We start from the raw sequence: 19,077 nt of genomic DNA, 5'->3' as shown, positions 1-19,077 counted from the left end.
GCAGAATAGACTGTAGATCGATCGATGGCAAGGATCCGGATCCCGGCCTCACCGGACTGAACTCTTTACTGAGGAGAAAGAGCGTATGGCTCTCCGACTTGGCGATACAGCTCCCAATTTTACGCAAAAGTCCACCCACGGCGAAATTGACTTCTACTCCTGGGCCGGGGATAGCTGGGTAGTGTTGTTTTCCCACCCTGCCGACTACACGCCGGTCTGCACCACCGAACTGGGCACCGTTGCCAAGCTGATGCCCGAATTTGAAAAGCGGGGGGTGAAGGTGCTGGCCCTCAGCGTGGACGATGTGGACTCCCACCTGGGCTGGGTGAAAGACATCGAGGAAACCCAGAACGCTATCGTGAACTACCCCATCTTGGCAGATGTAGACCGCAAGGTCTCGCAGCTCTACGGCATGTTGGATCAAACCAACCTTAACCAAGAAGGGCTGCCCTTGACGGTGCGCTCGGTTTTCGTTATCGATCCCAACAAGAAAATCCGCCTCATCCTTACGTATCCGGCCAGCACGGGCCGCAACTTCGACGAGCTTTTGCGGGCCATCGACGCTCTGCAGTTGACGGATAAGTACAGCGTCGTCACCCCTGCCGACTGGAAAGATGGCGACGACGTCATTATCCCGCCTTCGCTGCAGGATCCTGAAGTGCTAAAAGAAAAGTTCCCGAAAGGTTACAAGGAGCTCAAGCCCTACCTGCGGCTCACCCCTCAGCCCAATAAGTAAGTCCACCCCCCTTGGCAGGAAGGGATCCCTTCTCCGCCGAAGCCGTGATTCCTTTCTCTGGATCCCCGCCGAGGGGATCCTTGACTTTATGGTTCTTTAAACCCGCCTAAGACGGTTTCGGAGGGCGCTGCGCTGGCCTAGGCGAAACCTCCTCTTCTGGGAGAGAACGATCGCCGGTGGGGTTGGGATCGAGTTGGGCGGCAAGTTTAGGCTTCGGGGAAGGAAGCTGCTGCTGTTTCGGCCAGCCTCTCCACTGTAAAGTAGCGATGGAACTTATCCGTCACCCGCAACCAGGGGGAGCGGCTGCCTTCTTTGCGATAGCGGGTCACAAAGCCCTTTTCCACCAGCTCTGCCACGTGTTGGTAAGCGCCCTGACCGCGCAACTCCACCAAGTCAGCTTGCGAGAGGGGGCCACGTAGAACGATGGTTGCCAAGGTACGGGTGGCGCCCACCCCGATTTCAGGGGGCAAGAGCTGGTTGGCCAGCTCCAGAAAAGGCTCCCGCAACTGCAGAGCAAACCCCTCCTCCACCTGCAGCACCTCTAGGGCAGAATCGCGGTGGGCGTAGTCTTCCATCAGCTCCAACAGCGCATCGTAGGCCTCCTCGCGGCTGCAGTGGGCCAACTGGGCCAGCGTCGATAGGGCCAACGGCTGTCCCTTCAGGTAGAGGATTGCCTCGATCTGATTTTTCAGGGCTAAAAGACGCCCCCCTCCTATCTCTGGCCTGGAATCTGAAACCGACTTGGAACGACGCGAGGGCATAGCGACAAGGGATCCGCTAACCTGTCCCGTAGCATAGCAGCAGTTGCAGACTGAGGGATCCCTGCTGGGGCGGCCTGGGCCAAGGCGAGCGTTGCTATGCTAAACCATGGCAGGGTCTGCTTTCTCGCCCATCGCGCTACTCGGTGCGGAGTACAATTGCACAGCCTGAAGCCAATTGCGTAGCATAAATAGGGTTTGGGGATCCCAGAGAATTGGAGAGGTGTCCGAGCGGTTTAAGGAAGCAGTCTTGAAAACTGCCGTGGTTCACGCCACCGTCGGTTCGAATCCCACCCTCTCCGTTGCTTTTCCGTTGCTTTATTGAGTACAGCCTGTTAAGGGCTCAAGGGGTACAATAGCAGCACTTAGCAAACCAACTTCGGAAGGAGGATGGATTGATCAGTAGTAAAGAAGTCTTCACTATCTGCTCCATGCTATATTTCCCAATTCTGCAAAGCTGCCGAATAAAATGCTTCAACACCGACCACATCATCTCAATGGGATTCAACTCCGGCGCATACACAGGCAGGTATAGGATTCGTGCTCCTGTCCCCCTAATCAATTCCTCAACTTCCCGACTCTTGTGGATATTTAAATTGTCCATAATCACAACCTTCCTCGCATCTAGCTTCAGACATAGCTCGCTTCTCAAAAACTCCAAAAAATCTCCTTTCTTCATCCCACCCTTGATGACACGACAGCCAACTACACCTCTCAAGGAAATAGCTCCAATAACTGTATACTTTTCACCCTTGTATCTCTGACGATAATGATAAGCCCGTTGACCACGTAAACTCCGAGATACTCTCCGCTCCATTCCCTCCCAGACTGCCGTCTGGTCGATGGCAATCAAATCCTCTGCTGGAATATTCCTGACTTCTTAACTATAAGCTAGTCGTTCCCTTTGCACCTCCTCTTATTTGACTTTTGCACTGCGGTAGGTCTTTTTTTTAGAGCCATTCCTTGCTTTTTCAAGAAATTATGTATCGTGACGATGCTTACATTGATTCCTAAGCGCTCGCGCAACAGTTCTTGATACTGCCACAGGTAGAAGTCTGGGTGTTCTGTAATAATTGCCATCACTTCCTGCCGATGTTGTTCCAAAATGCCCACTCGCTTGGTGCCTGCTTTCTTAGGAGCTAAATCTTGAGTTTGTTGGTACTGACGCACCCAGCGGTGTACTGTTCTTTTGGTCACCATGAAGCGTTTAGCTACCTGGCGGATGGAGGTGTTACCTGCCTGATAGGCTGCTACAACTCTTTGCCGCAAATCCAAAGAATGAGTCGGCATTCCTTTCTCTCCTTCCTCTTGAATACCTGTACCCTATTTTAAATTAAAAGGCTGTACCTGTCTAGGCGCCGGGATTACGTTCTATACCCCTTAATTCTTTAACAAGCTGTATCGAGAGAGTACTGTAGAGGGCTTGCTATGGCCCCTGGATCTTAGGATCAACCGACTTCACCAACTGCTGCAAGTGGTTTAGGATCTGGGCCTCAACAGCGGCGTCGTAGAGCCGCAAAGTTAGGCGAGGCACCCGCAAAGAAGCCGTAATCCGTCCTGCCGGCAGATCCAACCACACCAGTTGCTTTTGAAAGCAGCGGCAGGTGGCCCCTATCTCCCGGGCCAGCTCTTCCACCTCCGGCCAGCTCAGGCAGCGCGGCAGCAGCAGGTCTGTGGCCCAGCCCGTTCCACACTCCCGCCGCCTGAGGATGCGCACCTGCATGGATCCCTAAATCCGCTCAGCGTAGAACTCACACCAGGGATCCCCTTTCTCTCTGGCTTTGGTCTCCTTCCCGCAAAACAGCCCACCTCGCTGGAAGAGGCGGTTGTAGAAGACTTGATCCAGAATCGGCTTCTGCTGAATGTTGCCGTTGTAGACCAGATTCATCAGCGCCGGCACCGCCCCTTGGGCAAAATAGCAGGTCGGATAATCTGCCCGTGGGTGGGAAGCCAAAAAGTAGTTGGTCTCGTAGTTGCCGTCAATCGCTACCCGGCAGGAATGATTGCTCACCACCTCCAGCGCCTGCCAGCGCCCCCAGCCCAAACTGCTGGCTACGGCATAGGCCCCGTGGATCCAGTCGGTATCCTTTTCCAGCATTGGCCCCACAAGAGTCTCCCACTCCAGCGACTCCATGAGGTTGCCAAAGGTGTAGAACATACAGACATGGCCCGATTCGCGGATCAGATCCTCTGCCACCTGCTGCAGACCGGGTTGCACTGCTTTCAGCTCTTCCAAAAAGCGGTACTGGATGCGGTTGTAGTAGTTGGCGGGCATGCGCGTGAGCAGCACGTTAAAGGCGCGAATCTGGCCTCGTTCATCCCCAGCTAAAGGCAAGCTCCATAAGGCCTCGTTGACTGCGTCGTAGTCCACTGCTGTTATCGGCTTGGGCAGATCGGCGGGACGTTCGATGAGCTTGCCCATGCCGGGGCTAGGGATCAAAGATTGAGGCCGCGACAGCCGAGTAGCCTGGATCACGCAGCAATCCTTGCGCGTAACCGCCATGCACTCCGTTTCCTCTGCCGTGTAGCTGCCCAGCTCGGCAAAAGTGGCATCCAGCGCCGCTGCCACATAGCCCACGGCCAAGTGGTCGATAGGGCGGGTGCGGTTGAGCTGATCCCCGTACTTGCTCAGCCAGCCTTCTGCGTAGTGGGAGTGGGTGAGCTGGGCTTCGCCGCCGCTGGGGCTGGCCTGCAGCTCCAGTCGCCCCAAGCCGAGAAAGCTGAACACCTGGGATGCCACCGCCAGCCGCTCTGCTGCCTGCTGCACTCCCAAAGTCTTAAAAGCACCTTGGAGCAAGCTGTAGAAGATCTCCTGAGCTGCCTTGCGCAGGATGCTCACCCCGTCAATCCAGTCGGGATCCTCAATGGTCTGCTGCAGGAATAGGTTGTAGTGGTGGCAGTGGAAAATCACCGGCTCGCCAAAGAGAGAAATGAGCTTGCGCTCGCGGTCAAGGCGTAGATGCTCCAACATAGGTGGCTTGAGCTCGAGGCGATAGGAAGGGGCAACAGTTGACGACTTCTACAACCTTAGCCTTTAGCTAGGCAAGGCAATAGGCAAGCGCTCTACCCCCAATACCTCAGATACCGCTTTGTGGAGAATGCGGAGCTCCTGGGGGTTTAGGGTGCCTTTTTCTAGGCGGATGCGGTCAATGCCCGTTTTTAGGGACAAGCGCAGCATGACAAAGTTGGGATCCGGAGCGTAGCGCTTGGCGTAGCTAATCAAAGCCTGAGCAGTGGATAGGGTGCCGTCTTGAACAGGAGGCAGCAGCGGTTTGCCGTCGATGAGGATAGCTTTGATCCGCTCTGAAATTGCTTTGAGGTCGGTGATGGAGCGGGTCAAAAACAAAACAAAGTAGTGACTTTTGGGGAAAGACTTCAGGATCACCCGCACATGAGATGAGCCCGTTGTGAGGTAATCCGTCTCCTCCTCAGGGCTGACCGTTTGGCAAAGGCGGTTGTTGGCTTGGAGCAAATCGCTGGCGTAGGTGCCCAAAAGTTCCAGCGCCTGTTCTTCCTGGGCATCGCGGGCGTAAGTTACTTTGGCTACCGTTTTGCCATCCGTGACCCGCCCTACCAAGACGGCGATGAGGCCAGGGAGCCCAGGAATATGCTGCTCAATTACACTTTGCAGGGTGCGAATAGCCATGCTCCTCTCCGAGGTTAAGACTAGGTTCTTCGCTCATTGTAGCGATTAGGAAGCCTAACCCACGAACATTTACTGATATTGACGAAGCTTTCCGAGGAGGCTCAGCCCTCGCGCCACGGATCCCAGTTCTCATGAAACTTACCTTCCAGGATGGCCTGGCGCATTTTCTGCATGTAGCGCACTAGCTCAGTGATGTTGTGGATAGAAAGCAGAGTGTAGCCCAGAAGCTCCCCTGCGCGGATGAGGTGACACAGGTAGGCGCGGCTAAAGTGGCGGCAGGTGTAGCAGGGACAGTCGGGATCAATGGGATCTAGGCTGCGGCGGTGTTCGGCATTCTTGATGTTCCAGCGTTTGCCCCGGCTGATTACCGTACCATGGCGAGCATAACGGGTGGGGATCACGCAGTCAAACAAATCCACTCCAGCAGCCACTGCCGCCCGCATCTCGGCATAGGTGCCTACCCCCATAAGATAACGGGGGCGATCCGCCGGCAACAGAGGAGCTGTTTGTCGTACCACCGCGTGCATCAGCTCCACTGGCTCTCCTACACTCACCCCGCCAATGGCATACCCCGGCAGATCCAACCGACAGACCTCTTCCACCGCCTGGTGGCGCAGCTCTGGGTAAACCCCTCCCTGGACAATGCCAAACAAGGCTTGATCTGAACGGCGATGGGCCTCTACACAGCGCTTCAGCCACTGATTGGTTCGCCGCACCGCTGCAGCTACCGCTTCTGGACTAGCAGGGTAGGGGGGACACTCATCAAAAGCCATGATGATGTCCGCGCCCAAGGCATTTTGGATTTGAATGGCAAGCTCAGGGGTAAAGCGAACCAGACGCCCGTCGTAGGGGGAGCGGAAGGTCACCCCTTCCTCGTCAATTTTGCGAATGGCGCTGAGGCTGAAGACCTGGAAACCCCCCGAGTCGGTGAGGATGGGGCCCGGCCAGCCCATAAAGTGGTGTAGCCCCCCTGCTTCTTGGATGATGCTCTCGCCAGGCTGCAGGTGGAGGTGGTAGGTGTTGCAGAGAAGGATGGGGGCACCGGTTTCCTTAAGCTGGGCAGGGGTGAGGGTCTTCACGTTGGCCAGAGTTCCCACCGGCATGAAGCAAGGGGTGGGAATTTCGCCGTGGGGGGTGATGAAATATCCCGCCCGCGCCTGCGTGTTGGGGCAGGTGCCCTCGCAAACAAAAGTAAAAGCCGCCAAAGTTAGCGCTCTGGATCCATTGCGTGCGCAGCCGAGCTTAGCATAAGAGTAGGATCCCTTTGCAGAACCTGCCTCTGCCCTTGACAGGGATCCCTTTTCTTGGGCAGACTTATAGATCCCTGCGGAACTGGCGGAATGGTAGACGCGCTAGATTCAGGTTCTAGTGGCAGCAATGCCATCGGGGTTCAAGTCCCCGGTTCCGCATTGAGGGTTTGGGCAGCAAGCGGGCTTCTGAGCAGACAATGGGCCTAGTTTTTTCTCAGAGGCTATTTGAGCAAGCTTCAGGCGAGCATGGGCTAGGTTGGCCTTGTCTTGTTCTAAAACTAGAAGGAAGAACAGGCCAGTTATGGCGTTAGCCACTCGGATGATGTAAAAGAACTCTTCGTAAACGAAAATTATTTCCGCAATTTTTTCCCCAGATTTTTCACTTTGCGTAGCTTTGTTTCTAATCACTTCTGAGCTGCTGGCTACCAGCAACATCATTTCAGCCTGCGAAAAACCACTGGCGTCCGTGCTGAGTTGATAGGCTAAGCATTCACCTCTTCTCCAGTCTGCAAAAGCAGCTCCCAAGACTCCGTCGATGGAAAGGCTTTCACTAGAGCATTCTGAATGTTTTGCACAGCCTAAAGCCCTCCTGCTCTTCTGCAAAGCTTAACACGCACCCAGGAGGGTTAACAATATCTTTAAACTTTAAATCTAGAGGGCTGAGCATCCTGGATTTCTTCAGCCAGGGGCTTACGGAGAGAAAAGCTTTTAGATTATCCTTGAAGTTTTGAGCGGCAACTGGCCCAACTGCTCTGCAAGCTGCTCCAACTTGATACGAGCCAAGGCCAAGTTGGCCTTTTCTAGATCCAAGGCCAGGTAGATGAACAGCCCGCGGCTGTTGACTAAACGGATCAAATGATACTGTTCTTGGGAAACTATAATGATCTCCTGTAACCGCTGGTTCAGAGCCTCTGCAACCCTGAGTTTGCTGCGCAGCACTTCCGAGTTGCCGGCTATGGCCAGCGATAGATCGCGCTCAGGAAAAGCAGAGGCATCTGCAGACTTAGCTCCCAAGCAGGCGCCGCTTCTCCAATCTCCCAGGGCAACACCCAGCGCTCCGCCGATAGCAAGAGCCTCCAGAAAAATCTCCTCCAGCGTAGCCATAGGTGTATTCCCCATTTCCTACCTTACTACTTGACTACTTGCCAGCATTGTTGTCACAGCTATCTAGATAACTTGACATGAGGCCAGCAGTGTTCCACACTTAACCCAGCTATATCGTAATTCACGCTTGCTAGAAAAGAAAGAAGCAAGGCGAGAAGCAGGAGCTACGCCGCAAGGCTGGGCAGAACTAGATAGGAGAGATTTAACTGCTTGGGCAAAAAAGAGCAGAGCCTTTTTCAGCTCTGCCTTTACTTACAAGAGCCTTGACCTGGACTAGATTGATAGCTGCTCTGCAATCTGGTCTAGCTTGATGCGGGCAAGAGCCAGGTTACCCTTCTCTCGATCCATAACAAGATAGAAAAACAGCCCTCGGACAGACCTCACTACTCGGACAAGATGGTATTGCGCCTTTAGAACAATGAGAATCTCTTCCAGATCCTCCTTAACGCCTACAGACTCCAAAACTCGAAACTTAGACCGAATAACCTCGGTCATGCCTGCTACGGCTAACTCCAAGTTTCGTTCAGGAAAAGCAGGGGCGTTGGTACCCTTAAACCCCAGGCACATGCCGCTCTTCCAGTCGCCGAGCGCAACGCCTATGGCCCCATCAATGGCTAAGGCAGCGACCAAACTTTCTTGAACTTTTTGCACTGAAACCCTCCCCAACAGGATGCATGCAGGAGTTTCTACAGATTCTTCCTGGAAGTATCATGCCCGCCCTGTGTTTTAGTTAATAGACCTCTTTTTTGTCAACCCCAATCCAGAGAGTTAGCTTAACATACCCTCAGTTGGGCGAGGTTGAAGCAGTCCACTCCGATATATTGAACAAAACTAGACAAAGCTGTACTTTTATAAGCGGGATCCGATGCTCAGCGTTGGAGAAGATCCTCCTGAGGAGAAAGTTGTCCTGAGGAACGGATTCCGACAAGGCGGCCTGGGAGTTATGCTGGGGTTGTCTCTTTTACCAGGCTGCTGAACTTCCCCAACAGCGGCGCGGGATCCCGTCTCTTCGGCTTGACCTATGCCCAAAGCCCCCCTCCCTCCCAACGAAAAAGAGCGGCTGGCTGCCCTGCGGCAGTATCAGATTCTCGATACGGCGCCTGAAACTGCCTTTGACGAGATCGTCCGCCTTGCCGCCTACATCTGCGGCACGCCCATAGCTCTGGTCAGCCTTATCGACGAACACCGCCAGTGGTTTAAAGCCAAATTCGGCGTCGATGTGCAGGAGACCCCACGGGATGTGGCCTTCTGCGCCCACGCCATCTTGTCTCCCCAAGAGCCGCTGGTGGTGCCCGATGCCACTCAGGATCCCCGCTTTGCCGACAACCCGTTTGTTACGCAAGAGCCCCACATCCGCTTCTATGCTGGCATTCCCTTGGTAACTCCAGAAGGGCAGGCCCTGGGCACGCTTTGCGTTGTCGATTATCAGCCTCGGCACCTGACCCCAGAACAACTGGAGCAATTACAAGCCCTGGCCCATCAGGTGGTGGCCCAACTGGAGCTGCGCCGTACTTTGAGGGAACTGGCTCAGACGCCTCTGCTGCCTAAGTCGGGGGATACTAAACCTGCCCGCAAAAACCGCTTTCTCCTCAAAGTTACCGCCGGTTTTGGCCTGGCTGCCTTGCTTTTGGGCGGGATCACCTACTCAGCTCAGCGGAATGCCTCTCAACTGCCGCAGCTTACAGAACGAGTGGCCCACACTCTAAAAGTGATCCAAAACTTGGAAGGATTGCTGGCGGAAACCGGCGCCGCCGAGGCCGGTCAATATGGTTATCTTCTGACCAATAATCCTCGCTATCTCAGTGAGTACCAAGCCAGCCTTGAAGCCACCTCCACCCATCTGCGCTTGTTGAAAGAGCTCACTGCTGACAACCCCCTGCAGCAAGAGCGCCTGAAGCGCCTAGAGCTGCTGCTGGAGCAACGGCTACGAGTCATCCAAGACTTGATCCGGCTGAGGGAGCAAGAGGGGCTACTCGCCACCCAGGAAGCCCTGGAAAGCAGCGAAGGGCCAAGGTTAATGGAGCAAATTGTCGAGTTGATTCGGGTGCTGCAGCAGGAGGAGAATCGCCTTCTGCAGCAACGCAGCCAGGAATTTCAGTTTGCCTGGGTTAGAACCAATCTCATTGCTTTTGGCGGGCTCATTTTTACTTACCTGGTTTTGGCCTCGGTTTACTTCCTCATCCGCCGGGAGACTGCCGAGCGAGAAGAGGCAGAACGATCCCTCAAGCAAGAGCGGGATTTTACCAACGCGGTTATTGATACAGCAGGGGCGCTGGTGGTGGTCATGGATCCAGAAGGGCGTATCCTGCGCTTCAACCGCGCTGCCGAGCAGCTTTCTGGCTACTCGCTGGCAGAGGTCAAGGGCCGGCTGCTATGGGATTTGGGTTTGATCCCGCCGGAAGATGTGCCTGGTGTGAAGCAAGCTTTTGAACAGCTCAAGGGCAATCATTCCCTCTTTTTGAATCGCCATGAGAATTTTTGGCGCACCAAGCAAGGGGCACTGCGGCTTATTTCTTGGTCTAACACCGCCCTAATCAACGCTGCCGGCGAGGTGGAGTTTGTCATGGGCACCGGCATCGACATCACCGACCGCAAGCTGGCGGAGCTGGCCTTGAGAGAAAGCGAAGAGCGCTACCGGGATCTCTTTGAAAATGCCACTGACCTCATCCAAAGCGTGGATGCTGAAGGGCACTTTTTATATGTCAACCGCGCTTGGAAAGAGACCTTGGGCTATGACGAAGCTCAAGTTTATCAAATGACCCTCTTCGACATTCTCCATCCCGACTGCCGGGAGCACTGCCAGGCTCTTTTCCAGAAGCTTCTAGCAGGGGAGAAACTGGAGAGGGTAGAGACAGCTTTCCTCACGGCCAGCGGTGAAACCGTTTGGGTGGAGGGCAATGTCAACTGCCGCTTTGAAGATGGGGTAATGGTGGCTACGCGGGGCATCTTCCGCAACATTACCGAGCAGAAGAAAGCGGCAGAGGAATTGGAGCGGCAAAACCGCCGGGCTCAGTTGCTAGCCAATCTCAGCTTGAAGATCCGCGAATCTTTGGATATCGCCGAGATCCTAGAGACGGCGGTAACAGAAATCCAAGCCCTGCTCAAAGCCGACCGAGTCTTGGTCTACCGCTTCCAGCCGGATGGTTCTGGGATCATCTCCAACGAGAAAACTCAGCCGGGGATCCCCTCGCTGGCAGGAGAGGTGATCGAGGATCCCTGTTTTCAGGAGAAATACGCCCAGCTCTACAGCCAGGGCCGCGTTCGTGTTGTTAGCGATGTGGAAAGTGAAGGACTGGAGCCTTGTTACCTAGAGCTGCTGCAAAAAATGCAGGTCAGGGCCAACATGGTGGTGCCGCTGTTTTTGGAGCAGCAGTTGTGGGGGTTGTTGCTGGCCCACCAGTGCTCTGGCCCGCGTCAGTGGCAGCCGTTTGAGATGGAGCTGCTGTCGCAGTTGGCCAACCAAATTGGCATTGCCCTCACCCAGGCAGCCCTTTTGGAGCGGGAGAGAAAGCGCAGCCTGGAGCTGGAACAAGCCCGCAAAGCAGCAGAGCAGGCTGCCCAGGCCAAAAGCAGCTTCTTGGCCACCATGAGCCACGAGATCCGCACCCCCATGAACGCGGTGTTGGGGATGACGGGCCTGCTGCTGGAGACCCCCCTCAATGCAGAACAGCGAGACTTTGTAGAGACAATCCGCGTCAGCGGCGATGCGCTGCTCACCCTCATCAACGACATCCTGGACTTCTCCAAATTGGAGGTCGGGGAAATGGAGCTGGAGATCCTGGATTTCGATCTCCGCTCGTGTCTGGAAGAGGTGGCGGATCTGTTTGCCCCCACTGCCCATGCCAAGGGCCTGGAGCTGGCGGTGCTCGTGCCGCCGGAAGTGCCGCGCTATCTGCGGGGGGATGCGTCGCGCCTGCGGCAAATCCTCAACAATTTGGTAAGCAATGCCATTAAGTTTACCCATCAGGGGGAGGTGGTCATCCAGGCCGAGCTGATGCAGGAAACAGCCACCCACGTCCAGCTCCGGCTTTCGGTAAGGGATACAGGGATCGGGATCCCCAAGGATGCTCAAACCAAGCTATTTCAGCCCTTTACCCAGGTGGATGCTTCCACCACCCGCAAATACGGGGGCACAGGGCTGGGCCTGGCCATTTGCAAGCAACTGACAGAGCTGATGGGAGGTCGGATCTTCCTGGAGAGCGAGGAGGGCCGCGGCAGCACCTTCAGCCTCGAACTCACCCTGGAAAGACAGCCCTACGCCCGACAGATCTCCCAGCAGCCCGCCCGCATCCCTGTCGATCTCCAGGGCAAGCGGCTGTTGGTAGTCGATGACAACGCCACCAACCGCAAGATTGTCCGCTACCAGGCCACCGCTTGGGGCATGGTGGTGGAAGAGGCCGAGAACGCCTATCAAGCTCTGGACAAGCTGCGCCAGGCTGCGCGGGAAGGGATCCCTTTCCCCTTGGCGGTTTTGGACATGCAGATGCCGGAGGTGGATGGGGAGACCCTGGGCCGCTGGATCAAGGCGGATCCCGAATTGTCCCAGACGCAACTGGTGATGATGACCTCGCTGGGGTTGGGAGAACACTCCCGCCGCGCCGCCGAAATCGGCTTTGCCGCCTACCTGACCAAGCCGGTCAAACAAACGCGGTTGCAAGAAGCTCTGGTCATGGCCCTGGGCAAGTCTTCCGGCCTGGCCACCTCGCTGCTGGGCATGGGCCCACCCCTTTCGCAAAGTGCGCCCTCGGCCAGCCGCCCCCAGCAACCTTTGCGCATTCTCTTGGCCGAAGACAACCCCGTCAACCAGAAGGTGGCCCTGCGCCAGCTCCAGAGCCTGGGCTATATGGCGGATGTGGTGGCCAACGGACAGGAGGTGCTGGATCTGTTGCAGCGAGTCCAGTACGACCTCATCCTCATGGATTGCCAAATGCCGGTGATGGATGGCTACGAGGCCACCCGCCGCCTACGCCAGCAGGAGCGGGGATCCGGCCACCGCACCGTGGTGATCGCCATTACAGCCAACGCCATGCAGGAGGATCGGGAGCGCTGCTTGCAAGCTGGCATGGACGACTATCTCAGTAAACCGGTGCTGAAGGAGGATCTGGAAAGAGTGCTCAACCACTGGAGCCAAAGGATCGCTCCCTCCGCAACAGGAGCAGCCAATGGGCCTGCCTCGCCCGATCCCCCTTCTGCTGAGGGCGCCAACGGCAACTCTGCTCCCACGCTGCCCTACCCCATCGACGCCGCCTACTTGGATCGAGTTACCGGCGGAGACCGCCAGTTTCAGCGGGAGCTGCTGCAGGTGTTTGTCCAAGATTGCCAGAACCAGTTGCCGCACCTGCGCCAAGCGGTTACGAAAGGTGACCCTGAAGAGCTGCGGAAAGTTGCCCACCGCCTCAAAGGGGCTAGCGCCAACGTGGGGGCCCATGCCTTTTCTCAAGCAGCCCGCGAGCTGGAGCACCTAGGGGTGGGATTGGCCCAGCCGGGATCCCAGGCTGATGAGCTAGCCTGGGCCAGCGCTTCCCAGAAGCTGGAGGAGCTGGAGCGGATCTTGGCCGACATTCGCCAGTACTTGCAGGATTTGGAGGCCTAGGGCTTCTTAGACTTGTCGCCCTCACCCCCAGCCCCTCTCCCAAAGGAAGAGGGGAGATGGGGATCAAGAGGAGCAAATTGGTGCAGCTGTTTGGGCCTCGTTCTGGCTCGAAATTGCGGCAAAAGCCCGGCTGCTTGATCAATCTGGGAGAGGACAGCCGGGCAGACAGTATCTAGCTAGTGCTTCAACCCGATCGATCGGGCGGGTTGGGCTTACATCAGGCCAATTTGAGAGAGGATCCCTTGGCCGGTCAGCAACTCGGTGGCCACGCCAATCACAAAGCCCAACATCGCCAGACGGCCATTCCATTTTTCGGCAAAGGGGGTAAAGCCAAACTTAGCTTCTTGGTTCTCCATGGTTTTAACTCCATCAGTGGGTGACATCTCCAATGTGGCTCAAGTATTAAAAACTGTCAAGTTTTGTGTCGAGAGCTAACAAGCCGCAGGCAGTGGATCCCTAGCTGCTTTTGACGGCAGTCCAGACAGCGTCAACCAGACGTAGCTGCTCCTGCGACAGCACTTTGAGGTACTTTAGCCTGGCAAAGGTCGTCTCATCGGGATAGATAGCTGGGTTTTGGCGATCCCGGGGGTTGATCCTGGGTAGGGCAGCAGCGTTGGGGGTGGCGAAGCGGTTGTAGTTGCTCAGTTGAGCGCCGACCTCGGCATCCAAAATGAAGTTGATGAAGCGATTGGCCAGCTCAGGGTTGGGGGCTTTGGCAGGGATGGCCATCACGTCCAGCCAAATGTGAGCGCCCTCGCGGGGGACAAAGTAGCCAATGTTGGGATTTTCTTCGGCAGCTTGCAGGGCATCACCGCTGTAGACAACCGCCACATTGGCTGTCCCGGAGACCAGTTGATTTTTGCCGCCCACCCCGCCAATGAGACCGGCGCTGCGGCGTTTGGCTTGAATCAACAGCTCCTGAATCTGCTGCAGCTCTGCGGGAACGGTAGTACTGGGGTCAAAGCCCAGGTAGAAGGCGGCAGCCGCAAGCATAGAGCGCATCTCGTCGATCATCACAAAGGGGCCGTACTGCTGCTTAGGATCAAAGATCAGCCCCCAGGAACGCTCAAAGTTTTCCGGCAGGCGGTCTTTGCGGTAGCCAATGCCGGTGGTGCCCCACTGGTAGGGAACGGTGTAGGTGTTTTCTGGGTCAAAGGGCAAGCCGACAAACTTCTCGTCCAGGTTGCGGAGATTGGGAATGAGGTTTTTGTTGAGAGGCTGCAGCAGGCCCAGCTCCACCATGTTGGGCACAACGTAGTCGGTGGGCACGACAATGTCGTACTGGCTGACGCCGCCCCCCCGCAGCTTGGCAATCATGTCCTCGTTGGACTCGTACACACTTACCACTACGCGGCTGTTAGTGGCTTTCTCAAAGGCCGTGAGAATGGCTGGGTCAATGTATTCCGACCAGATGTAGAGTTGGAGGGTTTGTTTTCGGGCAGCAGTTCCTAAGCGCCAAAAGAAAAGTAGGGCCAGTAGACAGCAGAGCAAAGCAACGGCCGTGGCAATTCTCTTTTTCATGGGCATTTTCAAACCTAGTGGAGCTGGACGTCGCCCTTACACCTAGCCGTGGATCTGGAGCGATCCTGTTCAGCCAACTGCGGTTCAAACCCCTGCTCTAGCCTACCACCTGGACTTCCCCGTTGCTGTTCTCCCCAACCAAGAAGAGCAACTGATATAGCCGCTGCTGCTCGGCAGGGTTACAGTAACGCTGTTGCTGCGTGGGCCAATCTTGGAGAGCCAGCTTCTGTTGTTCCTGCAGCCAGTTCTGCAAGCTTGAGTCGGCAGGTAGCTGGGCCTGGAGAACTTGCAAGTCGTTAAAGCGGCCCAACTGTTCCTGCAGACGCTTGAGGGCCTTCACCCAGCTTTGGAGGGTCTCTCCGTAGAAGGGGGCAAAAAACTCTAGCTGGTAGCGCAGGCGTTTGGTGGCTTTGCGCAGGTCATGCAGTTGTTCAGCCTGAGCTTCGGTTTCGGGGAAGGCCGGGATCCGCCAACCCGGCTGCAGGAACCACGCCGCTACTAGCGGCGCCAAAAGATGGGGCAAGCTCTCCTGCACAGGAAGCTGGGCCGCAGGCCAGTAGCGAGGAGAAACCAGCCACTCTTCGCAAGCAGCCTGGAACTTCAGGAAGTCCTCCTCTGCCAGAATGCGGCGGGAGTGTTTCTCGGCTTGAGCTTGGCGCCGCTGCAGCTTTTCCTTCAGCTCCTCTAGCTCCGCCTGCTGGTCTGCCGGGATCCCTTGCCAACAGGGTTCGCGGAGGATTTCTAGCAACACGTCCAGATCCCGCTGCTGGCCCAGCGTCTTGATCAACTTTCGCAAACGTTTGGGCCTGAGCGGCTTGGGCAGGCGCAGGGATCCCTGAAACACTTCCGCCCAGGTGCCGATGCGGCGCAAGCTCACCCGGATCTGATGAAGGGATTCTGCCGCCTCCGGGTGGTGCTTGAGCACTCTCCCCACATGCTTCTGCAGCCGCTGCCATTGCTGGCTCAGCAGTTGGTGGGCCAAAGCAGCTAGCGGGGGCAAGCTTGAAGACGAGAGCAAGAGTGACTCCGAGGACTCCGCCTTGCCGAGGCTCTCAGTTTTCGATTCAGCAGCAATGATGTCCACCGCAAGTCTCTTCTACCCACGACAACCACTCCAAAGAGCGGCAGACCCCCTTGCCCTAGCCTACCCAGGCTAGCTTGAGCCGCCCCCTGCTCCCCCCTTTTTAACCAAATCTTAACCTTTCGTCTAGGGCCTTGGGACTGCTGCCAGCAGGCGAGGCTTGACCACCGACCAGATGCGGGCAGCCACCTCCAGGGGGGATCCCCCGGCGTCAATGCGGACAATCCGCTGCGGCTCTGCGGCGGCTAGAGCTTGAAATCCGCGGTAAACCCGGCGGTGGAACTCCAGGTGCTCCTGTTCGAGCTTGTCGCCAAGACGGGAGCGCGCCAGCCCCACTTCGGGAGCAAGATCCAGCCACAGGGTAAGCTGCGGCTGCAGCCCGCCGGTGGCCAAGTGGTTGAGCTGGCGGATCTGCTCCAAGTTCAGGCCTCGACCGTAGCCCTGGTAGGCCAAGGTGGAATCGGTGAAGCGATCACAGATCACCACTTGTCCCACCGCGAGAGCCGGCGCGATGACCTTGTTCACGTGTTCAGCCCGATCCGCAGCGTACAGGAGCAGCTCGGCCAGCGGCGTCAAGGGATCCCCGTGCAACAGCAGCTCCCGCAGCGCTTCGCCCAGCGCCGTCCCTCCCGGCTCGCGGGTAGACACGCAGGCGTAGCCTTCTCGTTGCAGCCGCTCGGCCAAGAGGGCTTGCTGGGTGGTTTTGCCCACCCCCTCCCCGCCTTCTAGAGTAATGAACACGGCGCCGTCAGGGGGCTAGCGCAGATTAAGCTGCGGTTGCAAATCAAAGGAGTGGCCCGGCACCATCACGTACACGTCGGGGATGTTGGTGGGCTCCAGGTTTTGCAGGGCCAGCCCCTCCACGTTGGAGCGGAGCGCGTTGTTGACGGCGGTTTCCAGTTGGGACAAAACCTGGGCCTCATTACCCTGAGTGGCTAAGCTGGGAAACTGGTTGTAGACGGCGCGGGCCAAGCTGCTGGCCAAGGGGAGCTGGATCAGGGTGAGGTTGGATCCGCCCAGTTGCGGGCCCAAGGTGTTTGCCCGCCCGCGGATGCCCAAAGCTTGGAGGGCATTGGCCGTTTGGCTGACAGGGATGGTGCAGGTGTCCATCTTGTAAATGGGCACCGAAGCCATGGTGAGGGCAGAGACGCTGGTCAGTTGCACCACGGTAAAGGAAGCCGTGCCGTTGTAGGCAAAGCAAAAATCCCGGAAGGCCGCCGGCACATTGGCAGCGCGGATGGGGCGCTCATCGTCAAAGCCGCCCGACTCGGCAAAGATGTTGCGGATGGCAAACCCGCCGAAGAAGGCCAGCAGGGCCACCACCAGCAGGATGGTCAGATCTGAGGAGGAGACTCCCCCTGAAGAGCTGCTGCTGCGTCCTCCCCCTCCATATCCCCCCCTGCCCCCGTAGCTGGGGGTGTAGCCGTAAGCTGCAGAACGGCTGGAGTCGCTCCGGTAGGAGCCGGCATAGGCGGCAGAGCGGGCGGATCCGTCGTAACCCCAGTTGCTGGAGATAGGGCGCCGGGGAACCAAGGCTTGTCCGGCACGGCTGGGCCGGGGCCGAGAGGACTCCGTCTCGGCACCCCGCGAAGATCCGGCGGCAGCTTCTCGGGCTGAGCTGGCCCTCTGTCCTCCGCGCCCAGAGAGACGAGCAGCGGACGTCTTGCCATCGTTTTGCCTCTCCTCATCCTCTAGCCAGTCTTCGGCACCTCCAGTGGAGGGAGTAGAGCCGTCCTCCGGCAAGGGGGGCGGGGAACGCCGGCCTTGGGACTCTGGGCTGTTGGGAGCTTGGCCGCGGCTTCCCTCGCCGGCAGCAGCCGTTGAGTCTGGAATACGGTTTGGATCCCGGCTTGGATCGCGCTCCTCAGAGAAGGTCATTCTTCAGGCTCCCAACGCAAAACTGGCACTCCCATCTTCCTGTACCGAGGAAACCTTTTGACAGGTAGGATCCACAGAGCTGCAGCCTTAGGGTTCAAGGGATCCCCCCCGCGGCCTCGTGAAACCTTTTCTGGCCCAGGCTGCTGCCATTGTCTCGGCCCCCCTCGTGGAGAATGCAGCCGTACCTTCAAGCTAGCCTAGACTGCGCTCCAAGATGAGGAGCTGTTCTTTCAGGGCTCTCAGGGCCTGGCCGCGGTGGCCGACCGCTTCTTTTTGCGCCGGGCTCATCTCGGCGAAGGTCAGCCCCACTTCGGGCACCCAAAAGAGGGGGTCGTAGCCAAACCCTCCCTTGCCCCGCGGCTGAGCCAGGATCTCCCCGTGGCAGATGCCCTCCACCAAGGCCCGCACCTGGCCCTGGGGATCGACAAGGGCAATGGCGCAGTGAAAGCTGGCTTGGCGGTTGGGGATCCCTTCCATCTCCCGCAGCAGCCGCTGGATGCGGGCGGCATCGTCGGGGGCATAGCGAGCGGAGTGGATCCCGGGGGCGCCGCCAAGGGCTGCCACCGCCAGGCCGGAGTCATCAGCAATGGCCCACTCCCCCAGCGATTCTGCCACGGCCTTGGCCTTGAGAAGGGCATTTTCGGCAAAGGTGCTGCCGCTCTCTTCCACAGTCAGCTCGGCAGGCAGGGGGCGCAGCTCCCAGGCAGGGGCATGGAGCTGAAAAAAGGTGCTGAACTCCCGCCATTTGCCGGAGTTGCTGCTGGCCAAGATCAAGGGGCGTGCCATAAGGGTATCTTAGGGGAAACCAGCAGACAGTGGGGGGGCTGCCCAGGGGCTCAGGGGATTTCCAGAACCATGTTGTGCAGCGCCGTGTTGATCACCAGGGTGGATCCGCACCGCTCCACCTTGCCCCCGTCCCAGTGCATGTGGCCGCAGATGTAGTAGCGCGGCTGCAGGTGATCCACCAAGGGGCGCAAGGTGGGCATGCGGCGGTGGTACCATTTTCCGCCTTCGTCCAACAGGCCCCGCGGCGGCGCGTGGCTGAGCAACAGGTCAATGGGGCGAGGAGGTTGACCGTAGAGGGTGAGCAGCTCCTGCAGATGGCTGCGGGTGAGGGTCCAGCTCCAACCACAGGGGGGAGTCCAGGGCACCGCCAGCACTTGGAGCCCCAGCCACTCAAAGCAACAGGACTGGGTAATCGCCCGCCCCCAACTGCCAGCCAGCGGCTCCAGAACAGAGGCTGCCGGATCGTGGTTGCCGGGCAAAAAGAGCCAGGGCTTGCCCAGACTGTCCACCGCCGCCAGAAAAGATTGCAACTGGGCCACCTCGGCTTGGGCTGTGGGGTGAAAGCCTTGAGTGGCTTTGCAGGAGGGCTTGCCGGCCTTGGAACAGAAATCGCCGCAGTTGATGTAAGCATCCACTTGGGGCAGATGGTCAAGGGCCTGCCGGATCAGCCGGTCGTTGCCGTGGTAGTCGGAGCCGAGGAGCAGTTTAATTCCCATAGGCTGGC

The 19,077-nt window shown here is 57.6% G+C and carries 16 protein-coding genes, 2 tRNA genes and 1 pseudogene; 4 read left to right on the top strand and 15 right to left on the bottom strand.

Translation table 11 applies throughout. The features are described 5' to 3' along the window. The first annotated feature begins 85 nt into the window (after window positions 1-85). A complete protein-coding gene (locus tag CYA_RS13320) occupies window positions 86-736 on the top strand; it encodes a peroxiredoxin (protein ID WP_011431619.1) in 651 nt (216 codons plus the stop codon). Between the two features lie 206 nt (window positions 737-942). Here the strand turns inward: CYA_RS13320 and scpB are convergent, their stop codons facing one another. Next, window positions 943-1,497, bottom strand: coding sequence for an SMC-Scp complex subunit ScpB (scpB, locus tag CYA_RS13315; RefSeq protein WP_011431618.1), 555 nt, complete (start codon window positions 1,495-1,497; stop codon window positions 943-945). Between the two features lie 214 nt (window positions 1,498-1,711). On the opposite strand from scpB, the gene CYA_RS13310 reads away from it, so the two are divergent. Next, window positions 1,712-1,796: transfer RNA gene (locus tag CYA_RS13310), tRNA-Ser, on the top strand. A 41-nt stretch (window positions 1,797-1,837) separates the two neighbouring features. Here the strand turns inward: CYA_RS13310 and CYA_RS14500 are convergent. The 5 genes and pseudogenes from CYA_RS14500 to tgt form a co-directional block, all read right to left on the bottom strand. Beyond that, window positions 1,838-2,784 (bottom strand): annotated as a pseudogene (locus tag CYA_RS14500) (IS630-like element ISSoc15 family transposase). Window positions 2,785-2,920: 136 nt separating this feature from the next. Beyond that, window positions 2,921-3,217: a hypothetical protein gene (locus CYA_RS13295; protein ID WP_011431615.1), complete on the bottom strand. Its 297-nt coding sequence runs from the start codon at window positions 3,215-3,217 to the stop codon at window positions 2,921-2,923. Between the two features lie 6 nt (window positions 3,218-3,223). Next, window positions 3,224-4,465 carry a hypothetical protein gene (locus CYA_RS13290; RefSeq protein WP_011431614.1) on the bottom strand — a complete coding sequence of 414 codons (1,242 nt, stop codon included), beginning with the start codon at window positions 4,463-4,465 and terminating at the stop codon, window positions 3,224-3,226. 63 nt (window positions 4,466-4,528) lie between these two features. Beyond that, window positions 4,529-5,140 carry a hypothetical protein gene (locus tag CYA_RS13285; protein ID WP_011431613.1) on the bottom strand — a complete coding sequence of 204 codons (612 nt, stop codon included), beginning with the start codon at window positions 5,138-5,140 and terminating at the stop codon, window positions 4,529-4,531. A 101-nt stretch (window positions 5,141-5,241) separates the two neighbouring features. Then, window positions 5,242-6,345, bottom strand: coding sequence for a tRNA guanosine(34) transglycosylase Tgt (gene tgt, locus CYA_RS13280; protein ID WP_011431612.1), 1,104 nt, complete (start codon window positions 6,343-6,345; stop codon window positions 5,242-5,244). Window positions 6,346-6,466: 121 nt separating this feature from the next. Between tgt and CYA_RS13275 the strand changes: the two genes are divergently transcribed. Further along, window positions 6,467-6,549: transfer RNA gene (locus CYA_RS13275), tRNA-Leu, on the top strand. Between the two features lie 549 nt (window positions 6,550-7,098). Here CYA_RS13275 and CYA_RS13270 read toward each other — a convergent pair. Together CYA_RS13270 and CYA_RS13265 are read right to left on the bottom strand one after the other, a co-directional pair. Then, window positions 7,099-7,494, bottom strand: a complete 396-nt coding sequence (locus CYA_RS13270) for a hypothetical protein (protein ID WP_011431610.1) — start codon at window positions 7,492-7,494, stop codon at window positions 7,099-7,101. Between the two features lie 273 nt (window positions 7,495-7,767). Beyond that, entirely contained in the window at window positions 7,768-8,145 is a 378-nt protein-coding gene (locus tag CYA_RS13265; RefSeq protein ID WP_011431609.1) for a hypothetical protein, read from the bottom strand. Between the two features lie 370 nt (window positions 8,146-8,515). Between CYA_RS13265 and CYA_RS13260 the strand changes: the two genes are divergently transcribed. Continuing rightward, the gene (locus CYA_RS13260; RefSeq protein ID WP_011431608.1) at window positions 8,516-13,087 is read left to right on the top strand and encodes a GAF domain-containing protein; all 4,572 of its coding nucleotides are present in this window, start codon (window positions 8,516-8,518) and stop codon (window positions 13,085-13,087) included. A 212-nt stretch (window positions 13,088-13,299) separates the two neighbouring features. Here the strand turns inward: CYA_RS13260 and CYA_RS13255 are convergent, their stop codons facing one another. The 7 genes from CYA_RS13255 to CYA_RS13225 all read right to left on the bottom strand — a co-directional run bounded on the left by CYA_RS13255 (window position 13,300) and on the right by CYA_RS13225 (window position 19,069). Then, window positions 13,300-13,470 carry a chlorophyll a/b-binding protein gene (locus CYA_RS13255; protein ID WP_011431605.1) on the bottom strand — a complete coding sequence of 57 codons (171 nt, stop codon included), beginning with the start codon at window positions 13,468-13,470 and terminating at the stop codon, window positions 13,300-13,302. A 73-nt stretch (window positions 13,471-13,543) separates the two neighbouring features. Further along, window positions 13,544-14,608: a polyamine ABC transporter substrate-binding protein gene (locus CYA_RS13250; protein ID WP_011431604.1), complete on the bottom strand. Its 1,065-nt coding sequence runs from the start codon at window positions 14,606-14,608 to the stop codon at window positions 13,544-13,546. Window positions 14,609-14,705: 97 nt separating this feature from the next. Further along, on the bottom strand, window positions 14,706-15,626 hold the full coding sequence (locus tag CYA_RS13245; protein ID WP_228375375.1) for a CHAD domain-containing protein: 921 nt from the start codon (window positions 15,624-15,626) through the stop codon (window positions 14,706-14,708). Window positions 15,627-15,815: 189 nt separating this feature from the next. After that, complete coding sequence (gene tmk, locus CYA_RS13240) at window positions 15,816-16,430, bottom strand: dTMP kinase (protein ID WP_011431602.1); 615 nt, start codon at window positions 16,428-16,430, stop codon at window positions 15,816-15,818. A gap of 15 nt (window positions 16,431-16,445) precedes the next feature. Continuing rightward, complete coding sequence (locus tag CYA_RS13235) at window positions 16,446-17,567, bottom strand: hypothetical protein (RefSeq protein ID WP_011431601.1); 1,122 nt, start codon at window positions 17,565-17,567, stop codon at window positions 16,446-16,448. A 192-nt stretch (window positions 17,568-17,759) separates the two neighbouring features. Further along, window positions 17,760-18,353 (bottom strand): RdgB/HAM1 family non-canonical purine NTP pyrophosphatase, encoded by a 594-nt coding sequence (rdgB, locus tag CYA_RS13230; RefSeq protein ID WP_011431600.1) that lies wholly within the window; start codon window positions 18,351-18,353, stop codon window positions 17,760-17,762. A 50-nt stretch (window positions 18,354-18,403) separates the two neighbouring features. Beyond that, the gene (locus CYA_RS13225; RefSeq protein WP_011431599.1) at window positions 18,404-19,069 is read right to left on the bottom strand and encodes a metallophosphoesterase family protein; all 666 of its coding nucleotides are present in this window, start codon (window positions 19,067-19,069) and stop codon (window positions 18,404-18,406) included. Window positions 19,070-19,077: the final 8 nt, after the last annotated feature.

The organism is Synechococcus sp. JA-3-3Ab (assembly GCF_000013205.1).
In the GTDB taxonomy this organism is placed as follows: domain Bacteria; phylum Cyanobacteriota; class Cyanobacteriia; order Thermostichales; family Thermostichaceae; genus Thermostichus.
This window is presented reverse-complemented; position numbering and strand designations above follow the sequence as displayed.